The 11,026-nt window shown below is 49.1% G+C and carries 10 protein-coding genes; all 10 read right to left on the bottom strand.

What is annotated here, in order from left to right; genetic code table 11:
• Positions 1–223: 223 nt before the first annotated feature.
• On the bottom strand, positions 224–1,810 hold the full coding sequence (locus JOD01_RS10580) for a DEAD/DEAH box helicase (protein WP_204518287.1): 1,587 nt from the start codon (positions 1,808–1,810) through the stop codon (positions 224–226).
• A gap of 5 nt (positions 1,811–1,815) precedes the next feature.
• Entirely contained in the window at positions 1,816–3,060 is a 1,245-nt protein-coding gene (locus JOD01_RS10585) for a competence/damage-inducible protein A (RefSeq protein ID WP_204518288.1), read from the bottom strand.
• A 45-nt stretch (positions 3,061–3,105) separates the two neighbouring features.
• Entirely contained in the window at positions 3,106–3,681 is a 576-nt protein-coding gene (gene pgsA, locus JOD01_RS10590) for a CDP-diacylglycerol--glycerol-3-phosphate 3-phosphatidyltransferase (protein ID WP_204518289.1), read from the bottom strand.
• On the bottom strand, positions 3,682–5,025 hold the full coding sequence (gene rimO / locus JOD01_RS10595) for a 30S ribosomal protein S12 methylthiotransferase RimO (protein WP_204518290.1): 1,344 nt from the start codon (positions 5,023–5,025) through the stop codon (positions 3,682–3,684). It abuts the gene before it with no gap.
• A gap of 106 nt (positions 5,026–5,131) precedes the next feature.
• The gene (locus JOD01_RS10600; protein ID WP_204518291.1) at positions 5,132–6,052 is read right to left on the bottom strand and encodes a RodZ domain-containing protein; all 921 of its coding nucleotides are present in this window, start codon (positions 6,050–6,052) and stop codon (positions 5,132–5,134) included.
• Positions 6,053–6,065: 13 nt separating this feature from the next.
• The gene (locus JOD01_RS10605; RefSeq protein ID WP_204518292.1) at positions 6,066–6,851 is read right to left on the bottom strand and encodes a DUF3388 domain-containing protein; all 786 of its coding nucleotides are present in this window, start codon (positions 6,849–6,851) and stop codon (positions 6,066–6,068) included.
• A 110-nt stretch (positions 6,852–6,961) separates the two neighbouring features.
• Positions 6,962–7,231: a DUF3243 domain-containing protein gene (locus JOD01_RS10610; protein ID WP_204518293.1), complete on the bottom strand. Its 270-nt coding sequence runs from the start codon at positions 7,229–7,231 to the stop codon at positions 6,962–6,964.
• A gap of 100 nt (positions 7,232–7,331) precedes the next feature.
• A complete protein-coding gene (gene ymfI / locus JOD01_RS10615; protein WP_204518294.1) occupies positions 7,332–8,063 on the bottom strand; it encodes an elongation factor P 5-aminopentanone reductase in 732 nt (243 codons plus the stop codon).
• 5 nt (positions 8,064–8,068) lie between these two features.
• Positions 8,069–9,361 carry an EF-P 5-aminopentanol modification-associated protein YfmH gene (yfmH, locus tag JOD01_RS10620; protein ID WP_204518295.1) on the bottom strand — a complete coding sequence of 431 codons (1,293 nt, stop codon included), beginning with the start codon at positions 9,359–9,361 and terminating at the stop codon, positions 8,069–8,071.
• Complete coding sequence (gene yfmF / locus JOD01_RS10625) at positions 9,361–10,659, bottom strand: EF-P 5-aminopentanol modification-associated protein YfmF (RefSeq protein WP_204518296.1); 1,299 nt, start codon at positions 10,657–10,659, stop codon at positions 9,361–9,363. Before yfmF ends, yfmH begins: the two co-directional genes overlap by 1 nt.
• Positions 10,660–11,026: the final 367 nt, after the last annotated feature.

Here is an 11,026-nt window from a genome sequence, read left to right on the forward strand (position 1 = left end):
CCGTAACGAAAACGGCTAGACACGTCTTTTCGTGACAATCAATGCCATCGGCCAACCTGGACGCTGTTTGCCTGCAACAGCGAACATCTTGCCTGCCGTACAGCAACAAACTTGGATAAAAGAAAACAACCAGTCGCCGAATTTTTAAAAGCAACTGGTTGCTTGCTTATGAGGTAAATATGGCGTTACGATAACTGTCCGGCACATCGCCGGCACAGTCTTTCTATTTTTTGCCGCGCGGTTTGGCCGGCTCCAAGTTGATCCGTTTGCCGTTGATGCGCGTCTGTCTCAATGCTTCATACACAAACGGAGCGACCTCTTCCGGCACTTCAACAAAGGTGAAGCTCTCAAAAATATCAATGCGCCCGACTGCTTTGCCCGGAATACCGACCGATTCCGAAATTTCCCGAACCAAATCCTGCGGCTTCACATTGGCATTGCGCCCTACATTCAGGAAGAAACGAACCATCCCTTTGGCAGCCCCTGTCTCGCCAAAATTGTATACTTCCGTGTCTTCCGCTTCCGCCAGTTCGCTGTGGAAGGAAAGGTGCAAAGCGGCAGCGGCAATTTTTTCCGCTAGATACTGATCGACCAAGGATTCAACCACTTTTGTATAAATATCCGACATGGCATCGTTTTCCAGCAAGGAAACCAGCTGTTCGCGCAATTGTTCCTGTTTGCGCTCGGCAACCTCCTCCAGCGTCGGTACATTACGGGAGACCATATCCGCCTTGGTTTGTTTTTGGATAAACATCATTTGCCGCATTTCCCGCGGCGTAACCAGGGTCATTGCGATCCCTTTGCGGCCGGCCCGTCCAGTCCGGCCGATCCGGTGGACATAGCTTTCCGAGTCTTGCGGAATGTCGTAATTGATCACGTGGGACACATTGCCCACATCGATCCCGCGCGCTGCCACATCTGTCGCAATCAAAAACTCAATGCTTCCTTCGCGGAACGCATTCATCACTTTATCCCGCTGCGCCTGGGATAGATCGCCATGCAAACCGTCCGCCAGATAGCCGCGCGTTTGCAGCACTTCGGTCAATTCGTCGACACCTCGTTTTGTCCGGCAAAAGATAATCCCCAAATCGACATCCTCACTGTCAAGAATGCGGCAAAGACTTTCCACTTTATTGCGCTCGAACACTTTGTAATAAACTTGTTCAATTAACGGCGCTGTCACTTCTTCCCGGCTGACGGCAATCGTTTCCGGCTTTTTCATATACCTGGTGGCCAGGCGTTTGATTTCCGGCGGCATCGTCGCCGAGAAGAGCAAGGTTTGACGATTTTCCGGCAGGTGGCTGATGATCGTTTCAATATCATCGACAAAGCCCATGTCCAGCATCTCGTCCGCTTCATCGAGCACGAGCATCGAAACATTGTCCAGACGCAGCGTTTTGCGCCGCAAGTGATCAAGCACGCGTCCCGGCGTACCGATCACGACCTGAACTCCTTGCTTCAATGCGCGAATTTGGTGGCCGATCGACTGTCCGCCATAAATCGGCAACGTTTTTACTTTTTTATATTTGGCGATCCGCATCAATTCACCGGCAACCTGAATCGCCAATTCGCGCGTCGGTGTCAACACGATCGCCTGTACGCGATTGACCGGTGTCATTTTTTCAATCAACGGAATCCCGAAGGCAGCCGTTTTTCCTGTTCCGGTCTGCGCCTGCCCGATCAAATCGCCGCCTTCTAAAACTTTTGGGATACATGCCGCCTGAATCGGCGACGCTTCTTCAAACCCCATATCATTAATCGCCTGAATGATCGATTTATGTAATGGAAAATCAGCAAACATATTCGTCATTTTTGTCACCTTTCTTTTAAGCGTTGCAAGGCAAGAAACATTGCATGTTTTGCCGCACGTCCAACAATCGCCCGGCGTCTGCCGGCCAACTGAAATTCTTTTACAATCGTAGGTTTTCCTTCGCTGGCCAAACCAATGTAGACAAGGCCAACCTGTTTTCCTTCGACCGCATCCGGACCGGCTACACCCGTAACCGAAATCCCGTGTGTTGCTGACAAGGCAAGGCGCACATTTTCAGCCAAGCGCTTGGCTGTCTCCGCACTTACCGCACCCTCTGTATGCAGCACCGATTCGGGGATCTGCAGCAGAGCCTGTTTCGCCAGATTGCTGTAGCAACTGATTCCCCCCTGATAGACGGAGGAACTGCCAGGGAGCGAGGTCAGCAAGGTAGACAGAAGACCGCCAGTGCAGCTTTCCGCAAAAGCGACAGTCTCCTTTCGCTCTCGCAAAGTTTCCAATAAAACTTGCTGCAGAGAAGTTTCTTCGCCAATGCCGTACAGATACTGACCGACCCGCTTGCGAATTTCCGCTTCGACGGGAGCAATCAAAGCTTCCGCTTCTTCCACTTGCTCCGCTTTGGCCGTAATCCGCAAGGTCACTTCCCACTCTTTAGCGTACGGTGCAATCGTCGGGTTGGTTTGCTGCTCGATTAAATCCAGCAGCTCTGTCTCCAACGCGGACTCACCGATGCCAAAAAAGCGAAGCACGCGAGAGTGAAACAGCTGTTTTTCCGGCAGCAACTGTTGAATATACGGAATGACGTACCGTTCCACCATTGGATACAACTCGCTCGGCGGACCGGGCAGCAATATAAAGGTCGTATCCTCATGGCGAATCCCCATGCCGGGTGCCATTCCGTGATCATTGTTAAAAACAGCGCTCCCCTCAATGACCAGCGCCTGTTTACGATTATTTTCCGTCATCACGATACCACGTCGGTCAAACGATTCCTGGATTCGTTGCATGGCAAGCGCATCGGTCACAAGCGGTTTTCCGATAAAAGCTGCGACGGTTTCTTTCGTCAGATCATCCTGTGTCGGCCCGAGTCCGCCGGTAAAAATTATCAGGTCGGAGCGGAGCGCACCGTCGTGAATCGTTTGAGTCAGCCTTTCAAAATTATCGCCCACGACCGTATGAAAATAAACATTTACGCCAAGTTCCGCCAGTTTTTGCGACAAATATTGTGCGTTCGTATTGGCGATCTGACCCAACAGCAATTCCGTACCGACACCGATGATTTCAGCTTTCATCCTCTTCACCCTCATCTTTCCAATTTTAAAACGTCCGCAACCTTGCTACGAGTAATGAAGGACATTCCGATTTTTGGAAAAATAATCATATCCCGAATACAAGGTGATGATCACCATCGCCCATGTCGCGACCTCATCAAACGGAATGCCGAAAAATGCAAACGGAAAATTGCGGATCATCACCGCGATAATGGCGACGATTTGCACCCACGTTTTGATCTTGCCCAGGGCGCTCGCCGCAATCACCTGTCCTTCCGCAGCGGCAATGGAGCGCAGCCCGGTAACAGCAAACTCTCGGCTGATAATGACAATCGCGATCCACGCTTCCAAGCGCTGCATTTCCACCAAAGAAATCAACGCCGCTGAAATCAACAGCTTATCGGCGAGCGGATCAAGAAATTTCCCCAGATTGGTCACAATCTTTCTTTTTCTGGCAATATAGCCATCCAAGCCGTCGGTGCTGGCCGCCAAAATAAATACCAATGCCGCAATCAGCTCATTATACGTCATCTGAATGGGTCCAAGATGGAGATACCCAAACTTGTAACGTACCAATAGAAAAAACATTAATACAGGGACCAGAAATATTCTGGCCAGCGTGATGCGGTTGGCGAGATTCACCTAGACTACCTCCCCAGCAAAGTCGTATTCGTAGGAATGTGTGATTTTAACGGTAACAATTTTCCCCAACTCGCCTTTATAACCTGTTACAAAAACCTCTCCATCGATTTCCGGAGCATCATACTGAGTGCGGCCGATATAAATATCATTACGTCCGTCATAGCGTTCAATCAGAACCGGCAATTCACGCCCGACAAATCGTCCATTGCGCTCTGCGGCGATTTCCCGCTGGATTTCCATGATAATGTTGGCGCGCTTCTCTTTTACATCTTCCTCCAATTGGTTTGGCAACCGGGAAGCGGGGGTGTCATCTTCATTCGAATAAGTGAATACGCCAAGACGGTCAAACTTGATCTCTTTCACGAATTCACAAAGATTGGCAAAGTCCTGCTCGGTTTCACCAGGGAAGCCAACAATCAACGAGGTACGCAAAGCTACGTCGGGAACTTGTCCACGTATGTGGCTGACGAGTTCGCGAATGTCGCGTTGTCTGCCTGGACGGCGCATACGTTTCAGAATGGAGTCTTCGGAATGCTGGAGTGGCATATCAATGTATTTGCAAACCTTTGGATTGTTCGCAAATACCTCAATCAGCTCATCGGTAAAAAAGCCGGGGTAAGCATAGTGGAGACGAATCCATTCGATGCCTTCAACTTCAGAAAGTTTGTTTAGCAATTCAGGGAGCATATGCTTGCCATAGATGTCCGTTCCATAATTGGTGGAATCCTGGGCAATCAAACTGACTTCCACAATCCCCTGGGCCGCCAAATGCCGGGCTTCTTCGAGGATCGATTCGATCGAACGGCTGCGGAACTTACCGCGCATTAACGGGATACTGCAAAACGTACAAGCATTGTCGCAGCCTTCGGCGATTTTGATATAAGCCATATATGTATCCGCTTTGACTTTCCGCTTGATTACCTGTTCGTAGCTGAAGACGGGGTTGCCAACTTGAACCGGTTTCTTGCCGGCCAGCGACTCGCCGATGATCTCTGTAATGGACATAAAATTCCCCGTGCCGACAATCCCGTCAACTTCCGGAATTTCTTTGAGGATGTCCTCTTTATAGCGTTGGGTTAAACAACCCGCGACCACCAACGATTTGAGTTTGCCTTGTTCCTTCAGTTCGGCCATGTCGAGAATTTTATTAACCGATTCTTCCTTTGCCGCATCGATAAAACCGCATGTATTTACGATAACGACCGTCGCTTGCTCTGGATCGTCAACAAGTTCGTACCCTTTTTCATCTATTAAATGGGCCATCATGTCCGAATCTACCAGGTTTTTCTCGCATCCCAATGTTACAATCGCCACTTTTTCCTGCGATTTCTTTTTAACTGTCATTTGTTTTCCTCCAATTAGTACACCTCTAGCCGGCTCAATTTACACCTATACAGTATAATATATGGCCCAAATGGTGTCAAAAAAAAGCGGCAAGCCAGGGGCTTGCCTACGGTTGTTGCGGCGTATTGGTTTGTTGCGGCGTTTCTGCAACCTTGATTTGCACATAAGATGGGAAGTGCTTCAATGCAGAAGCGTCCAGCGGCACGTCATTGATCGTGATGTCCAAAGAAGTCGGTTTGCCCAGAACCATGTAAGCGGTATTGACTGGCAATTCTACTGTTTTTTCGTCACCTTTGCGCATCGTCACTTCTTCATATTTTTTGCCGCGCGCCTTATCGCGAACTTGCAGCCAGCAATCGCCTCTGGCAGCAGTCAACTTGATGGTCAATTTGTCACCAGCAGATAAGACATAATTGTACATTGAACTTTTTTGGGACTCCAGCAAAAGCGTTGGCTTTTCCTGTTCAACCGGTGTCTCCACAATCGGCGATGGTTCGACCGGCTGCATCGGCTGAGCCGGCTGAGCGGGTTGGGTGGCAGCAGGCGGAGTGGTTGCTCCGGCTGGATTGTTCGTTGGGTTTTGCACATCCGGCAGTTGCGCATCCGTATTGCCGGCAATCGGCGGAGCCGTAAGGTTATTGTTGTTCACCGCTGCCATGTAAATCACACCGACAATCAATAAGACGAACAGGATGAGAAGCGACCTGGTAACCCAACGTCCCGCTTGCAGTTTTTCACTGGCTGACGCAACCCGACGCCGGCGCAACCGTTCAATCTGTTCCTGTGGCGGCTGTGCGGGAATCTCTGACTGGAAATGGCTCAAGACGTCATTGGGGTCCAAACCGACAGCTTCAGCATAGCTCTTGATAAAAGCTCTTGCATAAAAGTGGCCAGGCAATAAGTGGAAATGCCCCCTTTCGATTGCTTCTAAGTAACGTCGTTGAATTTTTGTGATTTTTTGTATGTCATCGAGCGATATTCCTTTTTCCTCACGGGCTGTTTGCAACACTTGGCCTAGCTCTGACACGGCTTACCCTCCTTTACCTCATCTCAAAATCATTAAACTCGGTCCGATTGATCAACTCATATGTAATCTCTTCGTCCGGATGATGCCGAAGCTCTATAATATAATGAAAATCAGACAGTTCATACTCCGATTCACGCACAAATATATCGGGATGCTCGATCACTTTGGTTGCCGGAAACGCCATAATTTCACGCAGCAGCGAGTGATGTTTCTCCGTTGAGCGCAAGGTGGAAACAATCCCGTCAATTAAATATACATGGTCGCTTGACATCTCATCGATGGCCAATGAACTGCGAACGGTTTGCCGCAACAGCGTGGAGGAGATAAAGGTCCAGCGTTTGTTGGCAGACACACTGGCAGCAATCATCGACTCGGTTTTACCGACACGGGGCATTCCGCGGATCCCCACCAACTGATGCCCTTCTTTTTTGAAAATCTCGGCCATGAAATCGACCAATAAGCCAAGTTCATCGCGGATGAAGCGGAACGTCTTTTTGTCTTCCGTATCCCGCTCAATATAGCGCCCATGCCGAACAGCCAAACGATCCAGCATCGTTGGCGGACGAAGCCTTGTTACGGTTATATTATCCACTTTTAGAAGAATATTGCGCATTACCGCGATTTTTTCATCATCGTCTGTCAGCAAAAGCAGTCCTCGTCGACCGTTTTGCACGCCATTGATCGTCATGATGTTTATATTCAACATCCCCAGGATGGAGGCTACATCTCCTAACAAACCGGGACGGTTTCGATAAATTTCGTACTCCATGTACCATTCCTTGAGTTCTTTTCCTTCCATCCTTTTGAATCCTCCCCAGCGGAACCATTCTTCTTTCACTAAGTATACCATGTTCAACGAATTCGACAATAATCGCAAAGAAAAAATCCCCACGAAAGGGGGATTTTACATTAATTGCCACGAGAAATGTTTTCTGGTTCTTGCACCAATTTTACCATCATGGAAGCCAGCGCCCGTTGCTGCTCCTCATTCCCTGCTTCCCACAACTGTTTCAGCAGGCGCTCTTGATCATTTTTCGGGTCCACCTGTTGCGCCAGGTAATCGCCGATTTGGTAAGCTACATTTTGAATGGTTTCATTCTCCATGCCAGCTTCCATCGCTTGTCCAACACGCTCTCCGAGAAATGACTTCCAATCGCGAAAGTTTTCGAGAACTGACATTGAATTCCCTCCTTTTCTTCATCGCCGACGGACACAATATCTGCCCGCTTACAGTAGAATTCCATGTTACTCGTCAACTTATACGCGAGCGGCCGAACGTTTAGGTATACCAGCCTCCGTTCGCACTGACCACTTGTCCAGTGATGTAAGAAGCTTGCGGAGAAAGCAGATAGCAGACGAGCGAAGCAATCTCATCCGGTCTGCCCAGCCGATTGGCCGGTATTTCATCCGCAAGTTCCCGGATTTCCTCCGCCGAAAACCGCTGCATCATGCCGCCCTCGATCGCACCGGGGGCAACCGCGTTGACCGTGATCCCGTTGGCAGCCACTTCTTTCGCCAACGCTTTGGTAAACGAAAGCAACGCACCTTTTGTCAGCGAGTACAACACTTCACAGGACCCTCCGGTCAGCCCCCAGATGGAGGATATGTTGACAATTCGCCCATATCTGGCTCGCAGCATGGAGCGAAGCGCCATTTGGCTGACAAAAAAGGCTGAACGAATATTCGTATGAATCAGTTCATCAAACATGGCCGGCGTTACATCGGTAAACAGGCCAATATGGTCAATGGAGGCATTGTTGACCAGCAGCAACGGTTGGACCGGCAACTGCCGAAACAGTCCTTCAATTTGCTCGGGGTCCCGCAAATCTGCTTGAAGCGGATAGGCGGGAACACCAAGCTGGCAGCATCGCTGCAAAATACCTTCCAGCCTCTGGGGAGCCTGATGGTAGTGCAGATACAGCGGAAGGCCTTGCTCGGCCAGCGCCATGGCAATCGCCTGACCGAGCTGGCCCGATGCACCGGTAATCAATGCCCAAGGGGTTTCATTCATCTGGTTCACTCCTGCGGCGTTGCCGAACGAACGATGGATACCGCCATTTGTTCAAAGCGGAAATGTTCTTTCATGCGCTGTTCCACATCGGCCCGCGTAATCGACTCCAGCACCGGCAAAACGGCAAACAGATCTGTCCCGTTGAAACGATAGCTGGTGAACTGATTGGCAATAAATTCAACCGAATTCAGCGAGCGCAAGAACAAACCGATCCGTCTGCGCTTGCTTCGCTCAAAATCTTCCTCGCTGATGCCCGCTTGCAAATACTGGGTTAATTCCGTCTTGATCGTCTCGACCAGCTTTTCCGGATCAGGCGTATCGCCGCCAAGGATGGAATAGGAATAATCACTCTCCGCGCTGTAATCACTGTCAAATGTTTCCGTAATCAGCCCCTGGTCATACAGCTTTTGATACAAGGCCGAACTGCTGCCAAACAAAATATCCAACAGCAGCTTGCTGGTATATTCCTGTTTTAACAACGCTTCTCCTTGCAACCCGGTTTGCGTCTCCTTGAAACCGATCAAAATTTTGGCCAAGCCGACAGCCAGCTTTTCCTCGATAAGCGGTTTGGCCACCGGTTTTGGTTCCTCCGGATAAATTCGCTCGATTTGCGGCACTGGGCCAAATTGTTTCTTCTGTTGATTTTCGCGAATCAGCTTGCCGATCGGCTCCGGATCAAACGAACCGACAACAAACAAGACCATGTTTCCCGGATGGTAAAACGTCTCATAGCATTGATACAACGTTTCCTTTGTAATCTCGGCAATGGAATCAATCGTTCCGGCAATTTCGATTTTCACCGGATGTTCCCGATACATCGCTTTCAGCAAATTCATGTATACTTTCCAGTCCGGATTGTCATCATACATCGTAATTTCCTGACCGATAATGCCTTTTTCCTTCTCCACGCTTTGATCGGTAAAATAAGGCTCCTGAACAAAGTCAAGCAACAATGACAAATTTTCTTCCAGATGACTTGTGCAGGAAAAAAGATAGGCTGTCCGATTGAAGCTGGTAAACGCGTTCGCAGAGGCTCCATATTTGCTGAAGTCCTGAAAAACGTCGCCACGTTCTTTTTCAAACATTTTATGCTCGAGAAAATGGGCAATGCCATCCGGAACGTGGATTACTTCCCCTGTTTTCAAGCGAAAATGGCTGTCGATCGACCCGTATCGCGTGGTAAACACTGCATAGGTTTTGGCAAATCCCGCTTTCGGCAACAGGTAAACCTGCAATCCGTTCGGCAGCGTTTCGTGATACAAGGTTTCATTCACTTGCTCGAAAGAGATCGTGTCCATTACTTCGCCTCCCCTTTGTTATCTCGCAATAGATAGATCGTGTCCATCTGCAGTTTGGCGGCTACCCGCTTTACATCTGCCACGGTAACCTGTTCGATTTCCCGCAGCAATTCCTGCAGTTTGCGCTCCCGTCCGCTCAACACACCATTGTAGGCAAAATCGATTGTCGAACGAGGATTATCCAATAACTCTCGATACTGGTTCGCCAGCGTTGCCTTTGTCTGATTCATTTCGCTCTCGCTAATTTCACCATTTCGCACCAATTCCACCTGTTCTTTGATGATCGAAACGGCCTTTTCATAATTGGTCACATCAATTCCCGACATCATCATCAAAATCCCTTTATGACTCTCCAGGCGGGAGACGGCATAGTAGGCAAGGCTGGCCTTTTCCCGCACATTCATGAACAATTTGGAATGCGGAAATCCGCCAAGTACACCGTTAAATACGAGCAAAGCAGGGTAATCGTCATCGCGGTATGTAATAGACGTGCGACAGCCAATATTCAGTTTCCCCTGATTCACTTCCAAACGTTCGATGACTTCACGAACCTCTGCGACCGCTTTGTTCACCTGTGTCGCCGGCAGCGCTTTGGCCCGGCTCCGCTGCAAAGCAAAGTGCGTCGCGATATATTCGGAAATTTGCCCTTTGTCTACATCACCCACTACGAAAATATTGATCGGATTTTCGCGAATGAGTTCCTGAAAATAAGCATACAGGTTTGCCCCGGTAATGCCGGCAATGTCTTCAATTCGTCCATTGGCCAGCAAAGCGTACGGTTCTCCCTTGCACATTTCCTCGGTAACCCGTTGGTTGGCGTAGCGCATTTTATCGTCAATCAGACTTTCAATTCGCTTGCGAAGCGATTCTTTTTCCGCTGTGACATACTTTTCGGCAAACGCGTTGTTTTCCAGGTAAGGACGCGTCAGCATTTCGCCGAGAAAGCGGACAGCCTCTTCCAACAGCGGTGTCTCTGCGGATAAATACTTTTCATTCGGTACTTCCATGTATAGTTGCAAGATTTGGCGCTCGCCTTTTTTAAATACGTCCACGTCAAAAATCGCCCCATACAGGAAGTTCAGATATTCCCGAAGTTGCTTGGTATCGGGAAAGCGAGCCGTCGCCCGCTTCATGACGAGCGATAAGAGCGCCGTTTTCGTGACGTGCTCCTCCGATAATGCTTGTTCGATCATCACCACAATGGTCGTCGTCTTAAACTTTTCTGTTGACAAAATATGTACATTCATACCGTTTCGTTCGGTTGTTTCAAAGGCAATTTCCTGAGCGGAAGCGGCCATCTGTCCATCCTCCTTTTTCCTGATTCCCTTCTATTTTAACCAAAGCCCGCTCAATTCAGTAAGGAACTTCGCATGGCCATACTCCATTTATACGTCAATCGTTGAAAAAAAGGAGCTGATTTTAGCTCCTTTTTACAAATCCGATGCGTCCCATTCATTTATTAACGGTTGTTGAGCATTGTCACCACTGTCAAAACGGCCGCAATCGGGAGCCAGACATAACATTCCCTGCAACTGACCATCTTCAAACGGTTGACCCATTTTCCCGCCACAATAAGGACAAGTCCACATGCGATAGCCCCCAAACATGGAAAAGATCGTTCCAAGTTAGTTTGCCCACATGTGGACTGTTTATCACCGGTTGCCG

The organism is Brevibacillus fulvus, from assembly GCF_016908525.1.
GTDB lineage: Bacteria > Bacillota > Bacilli > Brevibacillales > Brevibacillaceae > Brevibacillus_G > Brevibacillus_G fulvus.

What these genes read in the sequence shown, in the direction of transcription:
- yfmF (WP_204518296.1), bottom strand. Translation starts at nt 10,659, where the DNA reads ATGGCCGCTTCCGCTCAGGAAATTGCCTTTGAAACAACCGAACGAAAC.
- JOD01_RS10585 (WP_204518288.1), bottom strand. Translation starts at nt 3,060, where the DNA reads ATGAAAGCTGAAATCATCGGTGTCGGTACGGAATTGCTGTTGGGTCAG.
- JOD01_RS10580 (WP_204518287.1), bottom strand. Translation starts at nt 1,810, where the DNA reads ATGACGAATATGTTTGCTGATTTTCCATTACATAAATCGATCATTCAG.
- rimO (WP_204518290.1), bottom strand. Translation starts at nt 5,025, where the DNA reads ATGACAGTTAAAAAGAAATCGCAGGAAAAAGTGGCGATTGTAACATTG.
- JOD01_RS10605 (WP_204518292.1), bottom strand. Translation starts at nt 6,851, where the DNA reads ATGGAAGGAAAAGAACTCAAGGAATGGTACATGGAGTACGAAATTTAT.
- JOD01_RS10610 (WP_204518293.1), bottom strand. Translation starts at nt 7,231, where the DNA reads ATGTCAGTTCTCGAAAACTTTCGCGATTGGAAGTCATTTCTCGGAGAG.
- yfmH (WP_204518295.1), bottom strand. Translation starts at nt 9,361, where the DNA reads ATGGACACGATCTCTTTCGAGCAAGTGAATGAAACCTTGTATCACGAA.
- ymfI (WP_204518294.1), bottom strand. Translation starts at nt 8,063, where the DNA reads ATGAATGAAACCCCTTGGGCATTGATTACCGGTGCATCGGGCCAGCTC.